Consider the following 20,680-nt stretch of genomic DNA (forward strand, 5'->3'; position numbering starts at 1 on the left):
GACCTTTTCCATATGAGGTGCAAAGAAAAGGGCGGCGCAGAGGTTCTGCGCCGCCCTTTTGCGGGTGGTGTGGAGCGCCTTAAGCCGCCGCTTCCGCGGCCCGGACCGCTTCTTCGAGACGGGCAGCCCGCGACTCGACCGCGAGCTCCACCAGGGCATCCATCAGCATCGTCGCCGTCGGGTCGGCCATCGGCGCATCCCGGAACAGGCGCAGAGTCGAGGCGACCAGGCGGCCGCGCCCGTAGGAGCGCTCGACGCCGAGCGCCACCGGCTTGTGGATCCAGCCGACCACGAGACCGGCGAAGACACGGGCCTGGAAATCGAGCAGGTTACAGCCCGAGATCACGTAGTCCGGCAGCACCCGGTCCATGGTCTCGTCGAGCAGCGGCCCGGAGGGGAAGCGGGCGAAATGGCCCGACCGCCGCAGCCAGCCGAAGGACGAGGCCCAGTCGCCCGACCAAAGCGTGCCGTGACGGGCCTGCACCTTCACCGCCTGCCAGTGCGGGAAGAACGGGTACAGGCTCATGTCGCTCTCCGGCAGCAGCAGGAGCTTGGCGCCGGCTCGCACATGGTCGGCAATCGCCTTCGTGTGCGTACGGGCGACGACGAGGGTCGATTCCTCGAAGGCGCGCGCCAGGGTGTAGCCCAGCGCCTGGAAGCGCTCGCGGATATCCTCGTCCGGCGACCACACCAGCTCACGTGCATGAACGGGCCGCGTGCGCTTGGGATGGATCGCGATGTCGTGGTGGTTGTGCGCGATCAGGCGACCGTCGGAGCCACGCAGATCGAAATTGATCCGCCGCAGGGAGGGCTCGTCCATGACGGGCAGCTTGATCTCCACGCGACCGAGATCCAGCACGTCCGGCGCCTCGATGCGAGGCAGAGGCAGCGTCTGGCTCTCGCCGGCGACCGTGACCTCCAGCTGGCAGTCTTCCAGAACAGGGCCCGCTCCATGCGCCACCGCCAGGTCCAGGGCGACCGTTTCGCCCGACCAGTAGGAGGCGCGCTCCCACTTGGGCACGATGACCGTGTCCGAGTTGATGATGGGGAACAGCTCGTGGAACACGCGCGTGTTGCGGCGCATGTCGAGAAGGCCGTTCGATTCCCAGTGGCAGTCGTGCAGCTCGGTGATGACGTAGCCGGCGAGATTCGGCTTCCGGCGCATGGATTCGATCTCGTACTTGAACGCCCGGAACTGCTGCCACTGAGCCGCGATCACGAAGCGGCGCAGATCGCCGAAGACCCGGTCCAGGCTCCAGTCCGAGAAGCGGTTCTCGACCCCGTGGGCGTACATCACGCCCTCGCCCCAGTCGTGACCGGTCTCGAACCACCAGGGCTCCTCGCCCTTCTCGTCGCGCAGGTCCTTCGGATAGGGCAGGCCCCAATTGCCGAACTCCGAGCACATGAGCGGCTCGCGGCCGGTGATGACCGCATCGCCATGGGGCGAGTAGAGCCAGGAGGCGCGGCCCGACAGCTCGTCCACGAACTGGTCCCACTGGTCCCGGTGATCCGGATAGGCGGCGTAGAAGTGATAATCCGCGATGTCGGATTCCACGTGGAAGCTCGGCGCCAACGGCGAGTTGTCGACCACGAGGCGCGTGGGATCGTAGGCCTTCAGCCACGCGAAGGTGCGCTTGAGCCAGTCGCGGTGATCCGCGTCGTTGACGAGGTCGACGCCCCAGTTCTCGTTGATGATCGTCCAGATGATGATCGACGGATGGTTGCCGTCGCGGTCGACGATGCCCTTCAGGAGCTTTTCCTTGCGCCCGCGCGAGCGGTCGGTGGCCATGCCGCCGTTGGGCAGCTCGGTCCAGATGAGCAGGCCCATCCGGTCCGCGACCTCGTAGTAGCGCGGATCGGCCGCCTTGATGTGGCAGCGCAGGCAGTTGAGCCCCATCTCCTTCGCCTTGCGGAACTGGTCCTCCAGGAACTCCACCGAGGGCACGGTGCAGATCGTGTCCGGGTAGTAGTCCTGGTCGAGCGCGGAGCGCAGGTAGAGCGGCTCGCCGTTGAGATAGAACTTGCCGTTGCGCGTCTCGATGGAGCGGAAGCCGAAATTGTCGGCAATCTCGTCCTTCACCTCGCCGTCACGCATGAGCTCCAGGCGGATGCGGTAGAGATGGGGATGATCGGGCGACCAGGCGCGCACGTCGTCGAGGGTGAACTCGAACGGCATGGAGGTGACGCCCACCTGCGTCTCGTGCATCTCGTCGAGCACCACGTCGCCCGAGGGATCCGTCACCTGGATGCGGATCTGCGTCGCGTCCGTGAGCGGACGCGCGAAGAACACGCCCGAGGTCACGCGGCCAGTGGTCAGGTTGGGCACGAGGCGCACCCGGTTCATGTGGTCCGGGATGCGACGCTCGAGATAAACCGACTGCCAGATGCCGGAGAGCGGGCCGTACCAGCTCTGCTTGCCGAACGGGATCTCGGCGAAGGGCGAGTCCGGGAACTCGGCCGGGTTGTCGGTGGGGCTGTCGACGCGGACCTTGATCTCGTTCGCACCGGGCTTGAGATAGGCGGTCACGTCGAAGGAGAAGGGCAGGAAGCCGCCCTCGTTGTGGCCCACCGCCTCGCCGTTCACGAAAACCTTCGTGTTATGGAAGACTGCGCCGAAGCGGATCCAGATGCTGTCGTGGAGCCACTCCTCCTCGACCTCGATCGTCCTGCGATAGATGCCGATGCCGGCCCGCATCCGCAGGTCCGAGAACTGGGCCTGCCATGGACTGGGCACCGTGATCTGGCGAACCTCCGCCGGGCCAGCGAGACGGTCGTCGGCCACATGCAAAAATTCCCAAGTCCCGTCCAGACTGATGCGATTGTCCAGCATGATCTCTCCTTGAATCAGAGATTACCCAAGGGTCCCGAAAACGGCGAAAACATGGCTGAGAGCAGCTCGGCGGGGGCTGTTGCCCACCCTGCGACACCTCGTGCACGCCCGCTTGCTCGACCCATCGGCCCCTCGTCTCTGACCGTGATTGGCGGCCTGTGTCGGACAACGGGAAAAAGCTTCGTTGGATCCAGCGGGCAGGAGCGCACGGAACGCCGAACGGTCAAGATCGTGTCCGGCAGGAACCGCCACTCCCATCTGGCGTTGCCCTGATAACGCCGAGCCTTGCTGCTCGCTCAACAGACACACCTACTGAAAGAGGCTGGAGATGGCTCAATTGATCCCCGACGATCGGACCCGCCAGGGAGGCTCCGGCCGCCCGGTTCTGGGCGTGCTGATCGGCTCACTCCTGCTGCTTGCCGTTGCCGTCGGCGGGTACATGATCTGGGTTGGGTCGACCTCGCCCGACGATCCGGGCACGGATGCCGCCCGTGCACAGACGACCGGCTCCACGACCGGCTCGTCCAATGCCAACCCCACCAACCGGATCTCGCCCTCGAACCCGGCCTATCCGGCGCCCAACGCGCAGCCCTCGGCCAATCCGACCCCGCAGCAGTAACGCATCTTCCCTAAAGGCAGCCGGGCGAGGCCATGTGCCTCCCCGGCTTTTTTGTTGCGCGTGGTCTGCCCTGCGGCGAGTTTTCGCCGTAATGATTCGCAAAGAACCGTCCCGCTTACGCTTCGTGCGAGAACGGAACCGGCAGAGCGGGGGCATGGGACAAGCCCCATGCTCCAAGGAATGCGATAGGGTAGACCGAATGACGAGTATTGGCTTCAAGCGGCTCTTCCAGGCCGCCGTGATCGTGCTGGCGGTTGCCACGGGCGGCACGTCCGACGCGCAGCAGACTCAGCCTGCTCCCAATCCTCCGGCGCAAGCACCGGCTCAACCGCTGCCCCAGGCGTCTCCCGCGCCTGCACCTGCAGCCGCCGCACCTGCCCCTACGACCATTTCGGCTGAAACCAAGGCTGCCCGTGCCAAGCTCGACGGCTACAAGGCCGATCTCGACCAGAAGGAGGCGGCGATCCAGGGCCGCGCCATGGCCGACGCGGATCTGCAGAACATCCGCCAGCAGATCGAGCCCATCATTGCCGAGATCCGCACCGTCGTGGACGAGCAGACCCCAAGGCTCGAAGCCAGCAAGCAGCGCCTCAGCCAGCTCGGGCCCAAGCCCGAGAAGGGACAGCCCGAGGAGAGCGCCGACGTCGCCCGCGACCGCGCGGAGCGCGAGGCGGCCGTGGCGGAGCTCGACGAGACCCAGCGCCTCGGCCGCGCCCTGCTGGTGCAGGCCGAACAGCTGAGCACCCAGATCGGAGATCTGCGTCGTGCGGGGTTCACCCGCGCCCTGTTCGAGCAGAGCGACGGCCTGCTCAGCCCGAGCCTCTGGATGAATGTGGTGCAGGCGGTTCCGCGGGAACTGCGGGCGCTCCGGATCATCGGCGAGGACGCCCTGGATCAGCTCCGGCGCAGTACGACGCTGGGCGTCCTGCTGCTGCTCGGATTGGCTACCGGCATGGCCGTGGCCCTTTATGTCGGGCGGCGCTCCATCGCCCCCCGCCTCGTGCGGCGCGACCGCGCCATTCTCGATCCGTCGCGCCGCAGCCGTCTCCTGGCGGCCCTGGGCGTGCTGCTTCTCGGAGCGGCTCCGGCCATTGCCGGCAGCTGGATCGTGTGGGTGGTGTTCGATGCCGTCGATATCGTGCCGAGCCGCCTGGAGCAGGTGGTCAAGGCCATGCTCAGCGGGCTCGCCTTCATTGCCTTCGTGCGGGCCCTGATCGACGCCATCCTGGCGCCGGATCACACCTCCTGGCGGCTGATCCCGGTGCGGGATGCCTCCGCCACCCGGATCATGAGCTTCTCCATCACCCTCGCGACCGTCATGGTCGTCGGCAAGGTGATCGAGGCCTTCAACAAGGCCATTGCGGCGGCCCTGCCGATCACGGTGATCACCCGGGCGGTCTTCGCGCTCGCGGCGGCTTTCGTCTTCGCCGAGCTGCTGCGCCGGTTCGCGGCCCGCGAGTCGCAGGACGAGGCCTGCCTCGGGCCTTATGTTCCGCAGGAGGTCGATATCGGCGGTCCCCTGCGCAGCCTGGGCTGGTTCATCGTCGCGTTGATCATCGGCAGCGTGGTGGGCGGCTATATCGCCCTGGCGTCCTTCCTGGTCGATCAGGCGGTGGGGATCTCCATCATCATCGCCCTGCTGGTGCTGGGCATCGCCTTCGCCGACGAGTTCATCGGCGGTTCCCTGCGCAGCCAGAGCCGGATCGCCACTACGCTCCAGGCCAATACCGGGCTTCGCCGCCGCTCCGTGGAGCAGATCGGCATTCTGGTGAGCGGCGTCGCGCGTCTTGCGCTCATCATCATCGCGATCCTGCTCGTGCTGCTGCCCTGGGGCATCGAATCGGCCGATGTGACCGGATCGCTCCGGGCGCTGTTCTTCGGCTTCAACGTCGGCGACGTCACCATCTCCCTGTCGTCGATCCTGATCGCGGCCCTGCTCTTTGCGGGCGGCTTCACCATCACCCGCATCATTCAGCGCTGGCTCGACAACACCTTCCTGCCGGCCACCGATCTCGATGCGGGCCTGCGCAACTCGATCCGCACGGCGGCGGGCTATGTGGGCATCATCACGGCGGGCGTGGTCGCCTTCACCTATCTGGGCCTGAGCCTGGAGCGGCTCACCATCGTGGCCGGCGCGCTGTCGGTGGGTATCGGTTTCGGCCTGCAATCCATCGTCAACAACTTCATCTCCGGCCTGATCCTGCTCTGGGAGCGTCCGATCCGCGTGGGCGACCTCGTGGTGGTGGGCGATGCGGAGGGGTATGTGCGCCGGATCAACGTGCGCTCCACGGAGATCCAGACCGGCGACCGCGCCATGCTGATCGTGCCGAACTCGAACCTGATCTCGGGGGTGGTGCGCAACCGCGTGCGCAACGACCGCGTCGGCCGGGTCCTCGTCACCGTTCCGGTTCCCCGCGCGTCGTCCGACCCGGATCAGGTGGCGGAGATCATGCGCCAGGCGGCCCTGGCCCATCGCGAGGTGATGAGCGAGCCCAGTCCCCGCGTGCTGTTCAAGAAGGTGACGGAGAACACCATCGATTTCGATCTCGTCTGCTTCGTCGACGACATCGATGCGGCGGGCCGGGTGTCGAGCGATCTCTATTTCGAGATCTTCCGCGGCCTGCGAAAGGCCGGCATCGGGGTCCCCGCGCCCGCGGCGGCTCCCGAGCCCGAGGAGGAACCGAAGGATAAAGCTCCGAAAGCGGACGAGGAGGACGAAACCTTAACCCTTCTCAAGGATAAGACGCCCGCATGAAGCGTCTCGTCCTCATCAGCCTGTCCGCCCTTGTCCTGGCCGCCTGCCAGAGCGAGAAACCCGTCGCCCGCAGCCAGACCCCGAGCTTCTACGTCTCGATGGCCAAGGCCGACGCGCAGGTGGATGCCGCCATGGCCCGCGACATGATCAGCGCCTACCGCGGCAACAACGGCCTGCGCCCCCTGGCTCTCGATCCGGACCTCCAGGCCGCCGCCCAGGCGGAGGCCGACGCCATGGCGCGGGCCGACAAACCGAGCTCCGCCGACAGCTTCAAGGCGCGGCTTGCCTCCACGGGCTTCGCCCAGCCGGCCGCAAACCTCTCCGCCGGCTATCATACCCTGGCCGAAGCCTTCTCCGGCTGGCGCGAGAGCGCGCCGCACAACCGGGTGCTCCTCGACGCCAGAGCGACCCGGATCGGCATCGCCACGGCCTATGCGCCGAACTCCAAGTACAAGGTCTACTGGGCTCTGGCCGTCGCGGCCGACAGGCGCTGAGCCGGATCTCCCGCCTTGCGGGGGTGCGAACGGGCATGCAACCCTGGAACGGGGGCGGAGTTTCCCAGACTCGCGCTTCTTGATGTTTCAGGCAAAGCCCCATGCGGCTGATCAGGCTCTATCTTCGTGTTCTCGGCCAGCTCGGGTCCGATCTCCGGGTCGGCGCCCTGCTCGCGCTGGCCAATGTGGCGCTGGCGATCTCGGCCTTTGCGGAGCCCATCCTGTTCGGCCGCATCATCGACGTGCTCACCCGCGGTCAGCTGCCTGATACGCCGCCCGTGACTTTCGGGGTCCTGACGCCGCTCATCCTCGCCTGGGTGGCCTTCGGCATGTTCTCCATCGGGGCCGGCGCCCTCGTGGCGCTGCACGCCGACCGGCTCGCCCATCGCCGGCGCCTGGCCGTGGTGGCCAATTACTTCGAGCACGTGCTCGAATTGCCGCTCGCCTTCCACACCTCCACCCATTCGGGCCGCGTCCTGAAGGTGATGCTGGAAGGATCGGGCAGCATGTCATGGCTGTGGCTCGGCTTCTTCCGCGAGCACATGTCGGCCCTAATCGCCCTTGTCCTGCTGTTGCCGCTCACGGTGTTCCTGAACTGGCGCCTCGGGCTTCTGCTGGTTGCGCTCGTCGCCGTGTTCGCGGTGCTCACCGCCATTGTCCTGCGCAAGACCGAGACCCTGCAGGGTTCCGTCGAGCGCTACCACTCAAACCTCGCGGAGCATGCCTCGGATGCGCTCGGCAACGTGCCGGTGATCCAATCCTTCACCCGCGTCGAGGCCGAGACGCGCTCGCTTAGGACAATCATCCATCAGTTGCTCCAGGCCCAGAACCCGGTTCTGTCCTGGTGGGCGCTAGCCGCAGTCGCGTCGCGGGCGTCGGCCACCATCACGGTCACGGCGATCTTCCTGCTCGGCACATGGCTGCACCTGAACGGGCTCGCCACCATCGGCGAGATCGTCATGTTCATGAGCATGGCCACCATGCTGATCGGGCGGCTCGAGCAGGCCGTGAGCTTCATCAACCAGCTCTTCATGCAGGCGCCGAAGCTGCAGGAGTTCTTCGAGATCCTTGACACCACACCGGCCGTGCGCGACCGCCCCAACGCCAGGAACGTGGAGCGCTACCGGGGCGACGTGGTCTTCGACAATGTCAGCTTCTCCTATGACGGCAAGCGCTCCGCCGTGCAGGACGTCTCCTTCACCGTTCATGAAGGAGAGAACGTCGCCCTGGTGGGCGCCACCGGTTCGGGCAAGTCGACCACGCTGGGGCTCCTGCATCGCGCCTTCGATCCGCAATCGGGCTGCATCCGCATCGACGGGCTCGACATCCGCGACGTCACCCTGTCGTCGCTTCGCCGCAACATCGGCGTTGTGTTCCAGGAGCCGATGCTGTTTGCCCGCACCATCCGCGAAAACCTGCAGGTCGGCCGGCCTGATGCGACGGACGCGGAGATGATCGAGGCCCTGGAGCGGGCGCAGGCCATCGAGTTCATTGCACGACAGACGGACGGCCTCGACACGGTGATCGGCGAGCGCGGGCGCTCTCTGTCCGGCGGGGAACGCCAGCGCCTGTCGATTGCCCGCGCGCTTTTGAAGAACCCGCCCATCCTCATTCTCGACGAGGCCACGAGCGCCCTCGACGCCGCCACGGAACGCAAGCTGCAGATGGCCCTCGATGAGGTGATGAAGGGCCGCACGACCTTCGTCATTGCCCACCGCCTCGCCACGATCCGCAACGCCAATCGCATCCTTGTGTTCGATCAAGGCCGCGTCATCGAAAGCGGCACCTTCGACGAGCTTGTCGCGACAGGCGGCCGCTTCGCGGAACTGGCCAGGGCGCAGTTCATGGCCTCAGACGATCCACCGAAGCGGCCAGCAAAGGTGTCGGCACACGCATGAGTCAAACCTTCGATCCCAGCACGCCCGGCCATCGCACCCGCACCAACGGCATCACGCTTCACGGCGTCGAGGCGGGGCCGGAGGACGGCCATCTCATCATCCTCCTGCACGGCTTCCCTGAATTCTGGTGGGGCTGGCGCTATCAGATCGGCCCGCTGACTGACGCAGGCTTTCGCGTGCTCGTGCCCGACCAGCGCGGCTACAATCTCAGCGACAAGCCGGAGGGCCGGCGGGCCTACGATCTCGACATTCTGGCCAAGGACGTCGTCGGCCTGGCCGATGCTCTGGGGCGGCAGACGTTCTCCATCGTCGGCCATGACTGGGGCGGGCTCGTGGCCTGGTGGACGGCCTCGCGCTACCCGGATCGCGTGAAGAGCCTCGGCATCCTCAACGCACCCCATCCGAACGTCGCCGGCGCTTACATGCGCTCGCATCCGAGCCAGATGGTGCGAAGCCTCTATGTAGGCTTCTTCCAGATCCCGCTCCTGCCTGAAACCATGCTCTCGGCCAACGGCCACCGCAGTCTCAAGGATGCGCTCCAACGCACGAGCCGCCCCGGCACGTTCTCGGACGACGACATCGCTGTTTACGAGAAGATGTGGTCGCAGCCCGGTGCGCTCACCGCGATGCTGAACTGGTATCGCGCCCTGCCGTTCAAGCCCAGCATGAAGGATGCGACGGTGCGCGCCCCCACCCTGGTGATCTGGGGCAGCAAGGACCAGTTCCTGGAGAAGGGGCTTGCGGAGGCGAGCCTTGCCTTGTGCGAGAAAGGCAGCATCCGCTGGATCGAGAGCGCCACCCACTGGGTCCAGCATGAGGAGCCGGAGGCGGTCAACGCGGCGCTGGTGGAGTTCCTGAAAGTCTAGTGTGCCGACGGAAGAAGCGTAGAGCCAACCGTCGAAGTTCCAACACTCACTCGGCCCTTGGCCGCACCAGCGACAGCGGCGTGATCCTCACCGCCATGATCCGGTTGCGGGACTTTCGGAGCACCTGAAAGCGGAAGCCGTGGAAGGTGAAGATCTGGCCCGTGTCGGGAATGGCCTGCGCCTCATGGATGATGAGGCCCGCGATGGTGGTGGCCTCCTCGTCCGGCAGGTTCCAGTCCATGGCGCGGTTGAGGTCGCGGATCGGCACGCCCCCGTCCACGTTCACCGAGCCGTTGGGCTGAGGCCGCACGCCCTGCACGGAGAGATCGTGCTCGTCCTTGATGTCGCCGACGATCTCCTCGAGGATGTCCTCGAGGGTGATGAGGCCCATCACCTCGCCGTACTCGTCGACCACCAGGGCGAAGTGCGTCTTCTTGGCGAGAAAGGCCTTGAGCTGATCGCGAAGCGACGTGGTGTCGGGCACGAACCAGGTCTCCAGCGCAATCGCCTCCACCTTCAGCTTGCTCGCATCGCCGCCCACCGCATCGAGCGCGCGCAGCAGGTCCTTGGCGTGGAGCAAGCCGACGATGTTCTCCTGGCTTTCGCGCCACAGGGGCATGCGCGTATAGGGCGAGGAGAGAACCTCGCGCACGATCTCTTCCGACGACAGATCCGCGTTGATCGTGCGCATCTTGGTGCGGTGGACCATGACCTCCGAGACGCTCAGGTCCTTGAGGTCGAGCAGGCCGCCAAGCATGTCGCGGTCGGCCTTGGCGACGCCGCCCTCCTTGTGCAGCAGGGCCACCTGGCCGCGGATCTCCTCGCTGGCGGAAAGGATCGGCGTGTTCTCGCCGATCCGGATGCCGAAGGGGCGCAGCATGAGGCGCACCATGCGCTCGATGGCGATGGCCAGGGGCCCTAAGAGCGCCACGACCCAGGACATGGGCCGCGAGAGGAACAGGGACGCCTGGTCCGAGAAGGAAATGGCGATGGTCTTCGGCAGCACCTCGGCGAACACGATCACCAGGATCGACATGATCACCGTGGCATAGATCGCGCCCTCGTCGCCGAAGATCGCCACCAGCACGCTCGTGGCGAAGGCCGAGACGCCGATATTGACGATGTTGTTGCCGATCAGCACCGTGCCGATGAAGCGCTCGCGCATTTCGAGCAGGCGGTTCACCAGCTTGGCACGCCTGTCGCCGCCCCTCTCCAGCACGAGCATGCGGGAGCGGGAGGCGGCCGTGAAGGCCGTCTCGCTCGCCGAGAAGAAGGCCGAGAGCAGAAGGCAGAAAACGACGACCGCCGCTGCAAGCCAAAGATTGCCGGATGATTCTTCGACCATGACCTTATGCGCTGATCTCACCTGCAAGGAACGTGCGAACCTCGTCGGCCGCGATGCCCGGCGCGATGAAGCTCCGGCCGATGCCCCGGGCCAGGATGAAGGTCAGAGCGCCGCCCTTGACCTTCTTGTCCTGAGCCATGGCGTCGAGCAGCTCGTCGACCGTGCCGCAGCTTCCCGGAACCTGGGACAGGCGCGTGGGGAGCCCAGCGGCTTTCAGATGAGCCTCGACGCGCTCCGCGTCCGCCTGTGGGCTGAGCCCAAGGGACGCGGAGAAGCGGAAGGCGAGCGCCAACCCGATGGCGACGCCCTCGCCGTGCACGAGGCGTGTGGAATCGTAGGCCGTGATCTTCTCGAGCGCGTGGCCGAAGGTATGGCCGAGATTGAGCAGAGCCCGGTCGCCGTTCTCGTGCTCGTCGCGCACCACGACAGCCGCCTTGGCGCGGCAGCTCTGAGCCACGGCCTCGTCGCGCGCGTGGTCACCGGCAAAGACGCCACGCCAGTTCGCCTCGCACCAGGCGAAGAAGCGCGCGTCGTCGATGAGGCCGTACTTCACCACCTCGGCATAGCCGGCGCGCATTTCACGCAACGGCAGTGTGTCGAGCAGCGCCGTGTCGGCGAGCACGAGGCTCGGCTGGTGGAAGGCGCCGACGAGATTCTTGCCGTGACGCGAGTTGATGCCGGTCTTGCCGCCCACCGAGGAATCGACCTGGGAGAGCAGGCTGGTGGGCACCTGCACGAAGCGCACGCCCCGGCGCACCACGGCCGCGGCAAAGCCTGCGAGGTCTCCGATCACGCCGCCGCCCAGCGCCACGACGAGATCGCCGCGCTCGATTTTTGCCGCCAGCACCGCATCGCAGACCCGCTCCAGGCTGGCATAGGATTTGGTGGCCTCGCCGGGGGGCAGGGTGGTCACGGAGACGCGCAACCCTTGAGCCTCAAGGGAAGCCGCCAGGGCGGCGGCATAGAGCGGGCCCACATGGTCGTCCGTCACGATGGCGGCGGCGCGCGCGCCCAAGGCCGCAATGCGTGCGCCGGCGGACTCGATCAGGCCGCGCCCGACCAGGATGTCGTAGGCCCTGTCGCCGAGGGGCACCGGCACCGTGATGAAGGACGGGTTGTCCATCCTGGCGGATGACAGCGTCATGTCCGGGCGCTCTCCTGCTGTTCGTGCTCGAACCAATGGCGCAGGGCCTTGATGAGTTCGGCAACCACCTTGTCGTGCGGAGCCTCGTGGGAATCGATCGTGACGTCGGCCGTGGCATAGACCGGGTAGCGCAGGTCCATGAGGCGGCGCATGGTGCCCTCGGGATCCGGGTTCTGCAGCAGGGGGCGGGTCGAGCGCTTGCGCACCCGGCGCATGAGAACGTCGAGATCGGCCTTGAGCCAGATCGAGATGCCCTGCTCGGCGATCCGCCCGCGGGTCTCCTCGTTCATGAAGGCGCCGCCGCCCGTGGCCAGCACGATGGGGCCCTCCTGCAGGAGGCGGGCGATCACGCGGCGCTCGCCGTCGCGAAAGTGCTCCTCGCCGTGAACGGCGAAGATTTCGGGGATCGTCATGCCGGCCGCGGCCTCGATCTCGTGATCGGCGTCACGGAAAGGCAGCTTGAGCGCCTGCGCGAGCCTGCGGCCCACGGTGCTCTTTCCGGCGCCCATGAGGCCGACGAGCACAAGCGATCGCGTGCCGAGCAGGCGGCTGATGGGATGGCCGCGCTGGCTTGCCTGGTTTTGCCCGCCTGCTTCATCGAGCGAGTTGAAGCGGCTGATTTTGTTCATGGCTCCATGTCCTAGCATGGGCGCGTCGGCCTGTCACAAGGGTGTTACCTTCCGGCCCTCCGAAACTTAACCGAACACAGGGGGTTGCCTTCCGGGCCTTGGCATGGTTCTAGCGGGTTAACGGTTCAAGAGGCTCAGGTGCCCACGCTCTTTCGGTTTCTCCTCGTCGTCGCCATTCTCGCAGGCCTTGGCTTTGCCGCCATGTTCGCCTTGGCGACCCTTGTCGATCCCGACCCGCGCGAGATCAGCGTTCCGGTCCAGACCAGCCGTCCGCCTTCCTCTTCATGAGCGGCGCCCGCCAGGCCAGCCTCTTCCTCGACATGCTTGCCGCCGAGCGCGGCGCCTCCAAGAACACGCTCGATGCCTATCGGCGCGACCTCGACGATTACCTGAGCTTCCTCGCCGAGGCAGGCGCCCAGCCCGACAGCGCCACCTCCACCACGGTCCGGGGCTTCATGGCGAGCCTGGAAGAGCGGGGCCTGAAGGCGTCCTCCGCCGCCCGCCGGCTCTCGGCCGTGCGCCAGTTCCACAAGTTCCTCTACGTGGAGGGCTTTGCCCCGGCCGACCCGACGGCCACCGTGTCGGCGCCCAAGCGGGGCAGGGCGCTGCCCAAGGTGCTGTCCGTCGCCGAGGTCGACCGCCTGCTGCAGGTGGCCTCCGAGGGGATTACCCATCCCCAGGCCACGCAGCCTGAGCGCCTGCGGGCCGCGCGCATGACCTGCCTGCTGGAGCTTCTCTATGCCACGGGCCTGCGCGTGTCCGAGCTGATGGCCCTGCCGAAAAGTGCCGCCAAGACCCGCGACCGTTTTCTCGTGGTGCGAGGCAAGGGCGCCAAGGAGCGGCTGGTGCCGCTCACCGACGCGGCCCGCGAGGCGGCGCGAACCTATCTCGCCCTGCTGGAGGAGCAGAAGAAGGCCAAAGGCCCCTGGCTGTTCCCGGCCGACAGCGAAAGCGGCCACCTGACCCGCCAGGCCTTCGCCCGCGACCTGAAGGCGGTGGCCGGCGCGGCCGGCCTTCGCGCCGACAAGGTCAGCCCCCACGTGCTCCGCCACGCGTTCGCCAGCCACCTGCTCCAGAACGGCGCCGACCTGCGCGTGGTGCAGGAATTGCTGGGCCATTCCGACATCTCGACAACGCAGATCTACACCCACGTGCTGGACGAGCGCCTCAAGAGCATGGTGCGGGATCTGCACCCGCTGGCGGAGGGCGGGGAGTAAGCTTGCTCCCACTGTCATTCCGGGGCCGCATAGCGGAGCCCGGAATCCATAAACACGAGGTTGCCGGAAAGCGCGATTAGCGTTGCGCCTCTGTTTGCACCGTTAGCGGTTATGGATTCCGGGCTCTCGCTACGCTCGCCCCGGAATGACAGTGCTTGGAACGTTACCGCCGCTTCAGCAGAAACACCCCCTGGTCGCCGAACAGGTTCCACACCCACCAGGGCAGGGTGACGCGCATGGGCTGGCCGCCGGCATTGAGCGCCACAGCCTTTTCCATCTGGGCGCCGACCTCGCGGCACAGCTCCACGAAGTCGCGGATGGTGCAGAAATGGATGTTGGGGGTGTCGTACCAGGAATAGGGCAGGTTCTCGGTCATGGGCATCCGGCCCCGCAAGCCGAGATCGACGCGCACCCGCCAATGGCCGAAATTCGGGAAGGACACGATGGCCCGGCGCCCGATGCGCAGCAGATGCTCCAGCACCACCCGGGGCTGGCGCGTGGCCTGGATCGTCTGCGAGAGGATCACGTAATCGAAGGCATCGTCCGGATAATCGGCGAGGTCCGTGTCGGCGTCGCCTTGGATCACCGGCAGTCCCTTGGCGAGGCAGGCATTCACGCCCTCCCGCGAAATCTCGATGCCGCGCCCGTCGACGCCCCTGCGGTCGCGCAGGAGCGAGAGCAGCGCCCCGTCGCCGCAGCCGACATCGAGCACGCGGGAGCCGGGCTCCACCATGTCGGCGACCAGCAGGAAGTCGAGGCGGTGGCCGCTTTCCGTGTCGGTGAGGGGCAGGGTCGTCGGCAGATTCATGCGATCCCCCGCACCCGCGCGGCCGCATCGATGAAGCCGCGGGCGGCCGCGAACATCTCGGGCTCCTCGAGCAGGAAGGCGTCGTGCCCCTTGTCGCTCTCCACCTCCACGAAAGCGACGGACGCCGCCGCCGCATTGAGTGCGTGGACGATGGCGCGCGAGTCGGAGGTGGGGAACAGCCAGTCGGAGGTGAACGAGATCACGCAGAAGCGCGTGGGAGTGCCCTTGAAGGCGTTGGCCAGCGAGCCGCCATGCTCGGCCGCGATGTCGAAATAATCCATCGCCCGCGTCACGTAGAGATAGGAATTGGCGTCGAACCGCTCCACGAAGGCGATGCCCTGGTAGCGCAGGTAGCTCTCGATCTGGAAATCTGCATCGAAGGAGAAGGTGGGGGCGGCCCGGTCCTGGAAGTTGCGCCCGAACTTCCGGTGCAGGGCGACCTCGGACAGATAGGTGATATGCGCGCCCATGCGGGCGACCGCCAGCCCCTTGGAGGGGCGCGTCCCCTCGTTCAGGTAGCGTCCGGCGCGCCATTCGGGATCGGCCATGACGGCCTGGCGGCCGACCTCGTGGAAGGCGATGTTCTGGGCCGAGTGACGGGCCGCGGTGGCGATGGGCAACGCGGCAAATACCCGGTCCGGATAGCTCACGGCCCATTGCAGCACCTGCATGCCGCCCATGGAGCCGCCGACCACGCAGAACAGCTTCTCGATGCCGAGCCGGTCGATCAGCGCGGCTTGCGCGCGCACCATGTCGGGAATCGTCACGACCGGGAAATCGACCGCGTAGGGCTGGCCCGTGGCCGGATTGATCGAGGCCGGGCCCGTGGTGCCCATGCAGCCGCCGATCACGTTGGCGCAGATCACGAAGAACCGGTTGGTGTCCACCGGCCGGCCCGGTCCCACCATGGTCAGCCACCAGCCGGGCTTGCCCGTCACCGGGTTGTCGTTCGCCACATGCTGGTCGCCGGTGAGCGCGTGGCAGATCAGGACCGCGTTGGACTTCTCGGCGTTCAGCGTGCCGTAGGTCTGGTAGGCGATCTGCCAGGGCGCGAGCGCGATCCCGGCATCCATCATCAGGGGCTCGTCCGGGCCAAAGCGCATGACCAGGCTCGACGGATCGTCGACCTGGTTTCGCGGTTCGGAGACAAGGGGGGCAAAGGACATATTTCAGCGGAAACGTTCGTTCTTTCGAACAACCGGTACTGCGGGGCGGCAGTTGCGTCAACGAACATAACGCCTCTCCCGTCGTTCCCGATGAGGCGCGCGAACCCTCCCCCCTTTGCGGGGGAGGGTGGCGAACGCAAGTGAGCCGGGAGAGGGGCAGTCCGGCTGAGCGCGACCCCTCTCCCGACCTGCTACGCAGGCCACCCTCTCCCGCTGAAGGGGAGAGGGAAGACGAGTTCGTGTTCTTATTTTGTTCTTGACTATTGCTCTAAGCTGGGCTATAGCTATGGACATCCTCGCCCGACGAGGGGCGCGCTCGCGAGGCGTCGCAGATGCGGGGTGAGGAGCGGTCCCGCCGCAGGTCTCGCAAGCCTGCGATCGCGGGTGGCCGATCCTGGCACGATCCAGGTCCGCTGAAACAAACCGCGCGTGACGAGCAGTCTGGCTCTCACCTTCCACACCATAGCATCGAGCCGGGCTGCCCAACGCACCACCCTCGACTGACCTTCAGGCTCGCAGCGCAAGCTGCGGGCCCCAAGGTGCTGGCTCAAACCCATTGCGCAATCGGAGATGACAAGCCCGGCCAAAGCCGTCAAAGAAGAGCCTCTCCCTGAGGATTCCGCCCATGTCCGCCGAGAAGCCCGCGCCTGCCCTTGCCGAACTCCGCCAGGAGATCGACCGCCTCGACGAGGCGATGCACCGGCTGCTCATGGAGCGCGGCACCATCATCGACCGGCTGATCGCCTCCAAGAAGGCCTCGAAGACGGGCATTGCCTCGGCTTTCCGCCCGGGCCGCGAGGCCTCGATGATGAAGGCCCTGGCCGAGCGCCACGAGGGCCTGCTGCCGCTCGACACGGTGGAGAGCATCTGGCGGGTGATCATCGGCACCTTCACCTATGTGCAGTCGAACTATTCCGTTCATGCTGACGTGTCCGGGGGCGACGCGCCCATGCGGGACTCGGCCCGGTTCCATTTCGGCTTCACGGTGCCGTATGTGACCCATCCCAGCGCTGCGGCGGTGATCGAGGCGGTGGCCTCCTCCGGGGGCGATCTCGGCATCTTCCGCCTCGACCAGGGGGCGACGAGCGGCGCCTGGTGGCGCACGCTGGCCGACCGGGAGCGCCCGAAGGTCATCGCCCGCCTGCCCTTCATCGAGCGGCCCGACCATCCGGCCGGCACCCCGGTCTTCGTGATCTCGAAACCCCTGGTGGACGCCGCCGTGCGTGACGTGGTGCTCTATGCCGCCCAGTTCGAGCGCTGGCACCGGGGCGCCAACGAGGCGCTCGTCCGCCTCGGCGGCGAGGTGGTGGCGAGCGCCGCCGATGCCCATGGCCTGTCGGAACTCATTGCCGTTCCCGGCGCCGTCGAGCCGGCGCAGCTGCACGAGACCCTGACCAAGGCAGGCGCCAGCCTCGCCCAACTGGCCGAGGTCGGCAGCCATTCCGAACGTTTCCACGTGAAATGAACCCCGACCTGCGCTAGAGCCTGTCCCGTTTGATCGATCCTTAGGAAATGAATATGTCCGTTCGTCCCCAACCCCGTCCCGGCGTGATGCAGATCGACGCCTATGTGCCCGGCAAGAGCAAGGCCGCAGGGGTTGCCAAGATCCATAAGCTCTCCTCGAACGAGACGCCGCTCGGCCCCTCACCGAAGGCCATGGAAGCGATCCGGACTTTCGATCATCTCGAGCTTTACCCGGACGGCGCCGCCACCAAACTACGCGAGGCGATTGCGGCCCGCTACGGGCTCGATCCGAACCGCATCGTCTGCGGCACAGGCTCTGACGAATTGCTGTCGCTGATCACGAACGCCTATGTAGGCCCGGGCGACGAGGGCATCTTCACCGAGCACGGCTTCCTCGTCTACCGCATCGCGATCCAGGCTGCCGGCGGCACGCCGGTGGTGGCGCCGGAGAAGGATCTGCGCACCGACGTCGACGCGATCCTCAAGAAGGTGACGGACCGGACCAAGATCGTTTTCCTCGCCAACCCCAACAACCCGACCGGCACCTACATTCCCTTCGACGAGGTCAAGCGCCTGCATGCAGGGCTGCCGCCGCATGTGCTGCTGGTGCTCGACGCGGCTTATGCGGAATACGTGCGCCGCAACGATTACGAGGCGGGCTTGGAGTTGGTCGCCACCTCCGAGAACGTGGTGATGACCCGCACCTTCTCGAAGATCTACGGACTTGCCAATCTGCGTCTCGGCTGGATGGTGGCGCCTCCCCACATCGCGGATGCGATCAACCGCATCCGCGGCCCGTTCAACGTGAGCGGCCCGGCAATCGCCGCCGGCATCGCGGCGATCCAGGACGAGGCGCATATCGCAAAGGCCATCGAGCACAACGAGCGCTGGCTTGCTTGGCTCACCCGCGAGATCGAGGCGCTCGGCCTGAAGGTGACGCCGAGCGTCGGCAATTTCCTGCTCGTCCATTTCCCGCAGGAAGCCGGCCGGACGGCGAAGGAGGCCGATAGCTTCCTCTCCTCACGCGGTCTCATCCTGCGCCAGGTCGAGGCCTATGGCCTACCCGATGCCTTGCGCCTGACCGTCGGCAGCGAGGAGGCGAACGGCCTCGTCGTGGCGGCGTTGCGCGATTTTCTCGGTGGCAAGAATGCCTGAGCGTCTCGGCCCCCCGCGCGATACGCCGCTCGTCGAGCGCGTCGCCCTCGTCGGCCTTGGGCTGATCGGCTCGTCGATTGCCCGCGCGGCCCGGCATCTCAATCTCGCCCGCACCATCGTTGCGGTCGATGCGAGCGAAGCCGTGGTGGCGCGGGTGCGGGAGCTCGGCATCGCCGACGAGGCGACCACCGACGTGGCGGCCGGCGTGCGGGATGCGGATCTCGTGATCCTTTGCGTGCCGGTCGGCGTCTGCGGCAAGGTGGCGGAAGCCATGTGGTCGGGATTGAAGCCCGGCTGCATCGTATCGGATGTGGGGTCGGTGAAGGCGTCCGTGGTGGCGCAGGTGCAGCCGCACCTGCCGGACGGCGTGCATTTCGTGCCGGCCCATCCGGTGGCCGGTACGGAGCATTCGGGGCCTGACGCGGGTTTCTCGACGCTCTTCCACAATCGCTGGTGCATCCTCACCCCGCCCGAGGGCACGGACGAGGTGGCGGTCGAGCGCGTGCGCGCCTTCTGGGAGGCCATGGGCTCCAACGTGGAGGTCATGAGCGCGCAGCATCATGACCTTGTGCTCGCCATCACCAGCCACGTGCCGCATCTGATCGCCTACAACATCGTCGGCACGGCGGCGGATCTGGAGACGGTCACGCAGGGCGAGGTGATCAAGTTCTCGGCCGGCGGCTTCCGCGATTTCACCCGCATCGCGGCCTCCGACCCGACCATGTGGCGCGACGTCTTCCTGCACAACCGCGAGGCCGTGCTGGAGATGCTGGGACGCCTCAACGAAGACATCGCCCTGCTCGCCCGCGCCATCCGCTGGGGCGAGGGCGACAAGCTCTTCGATCTCTTCACCCGCACCCGCGCCATCCGCCGCGGCATCATCTCGTCAGGCCAGGAAACCCCGGAGCCGGATTTCGGCCGGAGGCGTGAGGACAAGGCCTAAGGCGGCACCTTTGTTGGTAGACGACATCTCCGCTGTCATTCCGGGGCGAGCGCAGCGAGAGCCCGGAATCCATAACCACGACGCTTCAAAACAGAGCGATCGGCGTCGCGCCTCTTTCTGTAACGTTAGCGGTTATGGATTCCGGGCTCGTCTCTTACGAGCCGCCCCGGAATGACAGTGGGTTCACCCCTCGCATCGAGATCACCGGCACAAGGCCGGTGATGGCGCGGCGGAAAAGCCCTCAGTAAAGCGGCAGCAGCCTCACGTTCGGGATCACGAACGGCCCCATGGCGAGAAAGCCGTTTTCAAGCCGCAACGGCGGCAGGGAGGCGAGCTGCGGCTTGGCGTTCGGCTGAGCCGCATTGGCGCGCGGATTCTGTCCCAGCAGCATGCCCAACAGATTGCCGCCGAGCCGCCCGCCCGTCAGATTGCCGAGAAGACCGTCGAGGCCTGCAGCCGCCACGTTGATCTGACCCGCCGGCCGGTGCTGCTCGTCGAGGCGCAGCTCGCCCTTGGTCTCGATCTGGCGCGTGCCCTTGGTGGCTGAGAGCATCAGGATGTCGAGCTTGCCGCCGGCTTTCCGCCACAGCTCCATCTCGTCCGCAATGGTGCCGCCCTTGAAACCATCGGCTTGCGTGACCGTGACGTCCGCGTTGAGGTTCGTCGGTTCGGCACCGCCGATAAAAGCATCGAGAAGGGGAATGCGCGCCTCCGTCACGGAGGCCGCCACGTCGCGCGCCTGTTCGGCCGCCCGCGAAGGATTGGGCCGGACATGGAGCTCCAGACGCTTGCCGGATCCGGTCACTTCGCCGGCCGGCAGGCCGGTGACGGTCACCTTCGGGGCATTGGCGGCAATGGACACGCGCTGCAATCCGGTCTGCGAGGCATTGACGCTGGCCTGCAGCAGATCCCAGCTGCCCTGCACCGTCACGGTTCCGTCCGTAACCTTCAGGGGACCGGCTACCTCTGTGATGATTCGGCGGGGCTGATAGACCTGCGCCACCGCCTCGGTGCGACCGAAGGAGGCCGTCACGGCACCGCGCTTGAAGTCGAGCGCGTTGCAGATCACCTCGATGCGGAACGGATAGCCCACAATGCTGCGGTCCGCGCAGGTCCATTCCCGACCCGCGCGCGCTTCCGCGGCGAGCCAGCCGTCCAGCGCCTCCGCGGTGCGGTTGCGGATCACGAACCAGGCGACGCTCCAGGCGATGGCCAGCAGAAGCAGCAGGACGAAGGGCGTGTAGAGCCAGAAGCGACTGCGGCGAACATTCCCCGTCGGGGCGGCCTGATCCATGCGCGATCTCCTGTTGTGTTGGCGCTTGGTAACTGGTAGCGCGCGAACCTGGC

General features: G+C 66.7%; 17 protein-coding genes. 10 read left to right on the plus strand and 7 right to left on the minus strand.

Translation table 11 applies throughout. The features are described from left to right. Nucleotides 1-79: 79 nt before the first annotated feature. The gene (locus MA07_RS24635; RefSeq protein WP_052003508.1) at nucleotides 80-2,830 is read right to left on the minus strand and encodes a glycoside hydrolase family 2; all 2,751 of its coding nucleotides are present in this window, start codon (nucleotides 2,828-2,830) and stop codon (nucleotides 80-82) included. 328 nt (nucleotides 2,831-3,158) lie between these two features. Here MA07_RS24635 and MA07_RS24640 point away from each other — a divergent pair, with 328 nt between their 5' ends. The 5 genes from MA07_RS24640 (at nucleotide 3,159) to MA07_RS24660 (ending at nucleotide 9,462) form a co-directional block, all read left to right on the plus strand. Continuing rightward, nucleotides 3,159-3,449, plus strand: coding sequence for a hypothetical protein (locus tag MA07_RS24640; protein WP_036358356.1), 291 nt, complete (start codon nucleotides 3,159-3,161; stop codon nucleotides 3,447-3,449). A gap of 199 nt (nucleotides 3,450-3,648) precedes the next feature. Continuing rightward, on the plus strand, nucleotides 3,649-6,204 hold the full coding sequence (locus MA07_RS24645) for a DUF3772 domain-containing protein (RefSeq protein ID WP_036358359.1): 2,556 nt from the start codon (nucleotides 3,649-3,651) through the stop codon (nucleotides 6,202-6,204). Further along, nucleotides 6,201-6,698: a CAP domain-containing protein gene (locus MA07_RS24650; RefSeq protein ID WP_036358362.1), complete on the plus strand. Its 498-nt coding sequence runs from the start codon at nucleotides 6,201-6,203 to the stop codon at nucleotides 6,696-6,698. The genes MA07_RS24645 and MA07_RS24650 overlap by 4 nt, the downstream gene beginning before the upstream one ends. Nucleotides 6,699-6,799: 101 nt before the next feature. After that, a complete protein-coding gene (locus MA07_RS24655) occupies nucleotides 6,800-8,596 on the plus strand; it encodes a glucan ABC transporter ATP-binding protein/ permease (RefSeq protein WP_036358365.1) in 1,797 nt (598 codons plus the stop codon). After that, nucleotides 8,593-9,462 (plus strand): alpha/beta hydrolase, encoded by an 870-nt coding sequence (locus tag MA07_RS24660; RefSeq protein ID WP_036358368.1) that lies wholly within the window; start codon nucleotides 8,593-8,595, stop codon nucleotides 9,460-9,462. The genes MA07_RS24655 and MA07_RS24660 overlap by 4 nt, the downstream gene beginning before the upstream one ends. Nucleotides 9,463-9,508: 46 nt before the next feature. Here the strand turns inward: MA07_RS24660 and MA07_RS24665 are convergent, their stop codons facing one another. From MA07_RS24665 to MA07_RS24675, 3 genes are read right to left on the minus strand one after another with little or no spacing between them, the layout of a single operon-like run. Next, nucleotides 9,509-10,807: an HlyC/CorC family transporter gene (locus MA07_RS24665; protein WP_036358371.1), complete on the minus strand. Its 1,299-nt coding sequence runs from the start codon at nucleotides 10,805-10,807 to the stop codon at nucleotides 9,509-9,511. Between the two features lie 4 nt (nucleotides 10,808-10,811). Further along, on the minus strand, nucleotides 10,812-11,951 hold the full coding sequence (aroB, locus tag MA07_RS24670) for a 3-dehydroquinate synthase (protein ID WP_081929156.1): 1,140 nt from the start codon (nucleotides 11,949-11,951) through the stop codon (nucleotides 10,812-10,814). Continuing rightward, nucleotides 11,948-12,580 carry a shikimate kinase gene (locus tag MA07_RS24675; protein ID WP_081929157.1) on the minus strand — a complete coding sequence of 211 codons (633 nt, stop codon included), beginning with the start codon at nucleotides 12,578-12,580 and terminating at the stop codon, nucleotides 11,948-11,950. The genes aroB and MA07_RS24675 overlap by 4 nt, the downstream gene beginning before the upstream one ends. A gap of 138 nt (nucleotides 12,581-12,718) precedes the next feature. On the opposite strand from MA07_RS24675, the gene MA07_RS24680 reads away from it, so the two are divergent. Next, on the plus strand, nucleotides 12,719-12,868 hold the full coding sequence (locus MA07_RS24680) for a hypothetical protein (RefSeq protein ID WP_036358377.1): 150 nt from the start codon (nucleotides 12,719-12,721) through the stop codon (nucleotides 12,866-12,868). Further along, complete coding sequence (xerD, locus tag MA07_RS24685; protein ID WP_036358380.1) at nucleotides 12,865-13,797, plus strand: site-specific tyrosine recombinase XerD; 933 nt, start codon at nucleotides 12,865-12,867, stop codon at nucleotides 13,795-13,797. Before MA07_RS24680 ends, xerD begins: the two co-directional genes overlap by 4 nt. A gap of 163 nt (nucleotides 13,798-13,960) precedes the next feature. Here the strand turns inward: xerD and metW are convergent, their stop codons facing one another. Further along, entirely contained in the window at nucleotides 13,961-14,605 is a 645-nt protein-coding gene (gene metW / locus MA07_RS24690) for a methionine biosynthesis protein MetW (protein WP_036358383.1), read from the minus strand. Next, nucleotides 14,602-15,771, minus strand: coding sequence for a homoserine O-acetyltransferase (locus MA07_RS24695; protein ID WP_036358385.1), 1,170 nt, complete (start codon nucleotides 15,769-15,771; stop codon nucleotides 14,602-14,604). The genes metW and MA07_RS24695 overlap by 4 nt, the downstream gene beginning before the upstream one ends. 625 nt (nucleotides 15,772-16,396) lie before the next feature. Between MA07_RS24695 and MA07_RS24700 the strand changes: the two genes are divergently transcribed. From MA07_RS24700 to MA07_RS24710, 3 genes are read left to right on the plus strand one after another with little or no spacing between them, the layout of a single operon-like run. Next, nucleotides 16,397-17,236, plus strand: coding sequence for a chorismate mutase (locus MA07_RS24700; protein ID WP_036358386.1), 840 nt, complete (start codon nucleotides 16,397-16,399; stop codon nucleotides 17,234-17,236). 47 nt (nucleotides 17,237-17,283) lie between these two features. Next, complete coding sequence (gene hisC, locus MA07_RS24705) at nucleotides 17,284-18,390, plus strand: histidinol-phosphate transaminase (RefSeq protein ID WP_036358388.1); 1,107 nt, start codon at nucleotides 17,284-17,286, stop codon at nucleotides 18,388-18,390. Continuing rightward, nucleotides 18,383-19,333: a prephenate/arogenate dehydrogenase family protein gene (locus MA07_RS24710; RefSeq protein ID WP_036358391.1), complete on the plus strand. Its 951-nt coding sequence runs from the start codon at nucleotides 18,383-18,385 to the stop codon at nucleotides 19,331-19,333. The genes hisC and MA07_RS24710 overlap by 8 nt, the downstream gene beginning before the upstream one ends. Before the next feature lie 241 nt (nucleotides 19,334-19,574). Here the strand turns inward: MA07_RS24710 and MA07_RS24715 are convergent, their stop codons facing one another. Continuing rightward, nucleotides 19,575-20,627 (minus strand): DUF2125 domain-containing protein, encoded by a 1,053-nt coding sequence (locus MA07_RS24715; protein WP_036358394.1) that lies wholly within the window; start codon nucleotides 20,625-20,627, stop codon nucleotides 19,575-19,577. Between the last annotated feature and the right edge of the window lie 53 nt (nucleotides 20,628-20,680).

The organism is Microvirga sp. BSC39 (assembly GCF_000739015.1).
Lineage (GTDB): Bacteria > Pseudomonadota > Alphaproteobacteria > Rhizobiales > Beijerinckiaceae > Microvirga.

Excerpts from the sequence above, each read along its gene's own strand:
- MA07_RS24650 (WP_036358362.1), top strand. The coding sequence starts at position 6,201 with ATGAAGCGTCTCGTCCTCATCAGCCTGTCCGCCCTTGTCCTGGCCGCC.
- hisC (WP_036358388.1), top strand. The coding sequence starts at position 17,284 with ATGAATATGTCCGTTCGTCCCCAACCCCGTCCCGGCGTGATGCAGATC.
- aroB (WP_081929156.1), bottom strand. The coding sequence starts at position 11,951 with ATGACGCTGTCATCCGCCAGGATGGACAACCCGTCCTTCATCACGGTG.
- MA07_RS24665 (WP_036358371.1), bottom strand. The coding sequence starts at position 10,807 with ATGGTCGAAGAATCATCCGGCAATCTTTGGCTTGCAGCGGCGGTCGTC.
- xerD (WP_036358380.1), top strand. The coding sequence starts at position 12,865 with ATGAGCGGCGCCCGCCAGGCCAGCCTCTTCCTCGACATGCTTGCCGCC.
- MA07_RS24700 (WP_036358386.1), top strand. The coding sequence starts at position 16,397 with ATGTCCGCCGAGAAGCCCGCGCCTGCCCTTGCCGAACTCCGCCAGGAG.
- MA07_RS24640 (WP_036358356.1), top strand. The coding sequence starts at position 3,159 with ATGGCTCAATTGATCCCCGACGATCGGACCCGCCAGGGAGGCTCCGGC.
- MA07_RS24715 (WP_036358394.1), bottom strand. The coding sequence starts at position 20,627 with ATGGATCAGGCCGCCCCGACGGGGAATGTTCGCCGCAGTCGCTTCTGG.
- MA07_RS24660 (WP_036358368.1), top strand. The coding sequence starts at position 8,593 with ATGAGTCAAACCTTCGATCCCAGCACGCCCGGCCATCGCACCCGCACC.
- metW (WP_036358383.1), bottom strand. The coding sequence starts at position 14,605 with ATGAATCTGCCGACGACCCTGCCCCTCACCGACACGGAAAGCGGCCAC.
- MA07_RS24710 (WP_036358391.1), top strand. The coding sequence starts at position 18,383 with ATGCCTGAGCGTCTCGGCCCCCCGCGCGATACGCCGCTCGTCGAGCGC.
- MA07_RS24635 (WP_052003508.1), bottom strand. The coding sequence starts at position 2,830 with ATGCTGGACAATCGCATCAGTCTGGACGGGACTTGGGAATTTTTGCAT.
- MA07_RS24675 (WP_081929157.1), bottom strand. The coding sequence starts at position 12,580 with ATGAACAAAATCAGCCGCTTCAACTCGCTCGATGAAGCAGGCGGGCAA.
- MA07_RS24655 (WP_036358365.1), top strand. The coding sequence starts at position 6,800 with ATGCGGCTGATCAGGCTCTATCTTCGTGTTCTCGGCCAGCTCGGGTCC.
- MA07_RS24695 (WP_036358385.1), bottom strand. The coding sequence starts at position 15,771 with ATGTCCTTTGCCCCCCTTGTCTCCGAACCGCGAAACCAGGTCGACGAT.
- MA07_RS24645 (WP_036358359.1), top strand. The coding sequence starts at position 3,649 with ATGACGAGTATTGGCTTCAAGCGGCTCTTCCAGGCCGCCGTGATCGTG.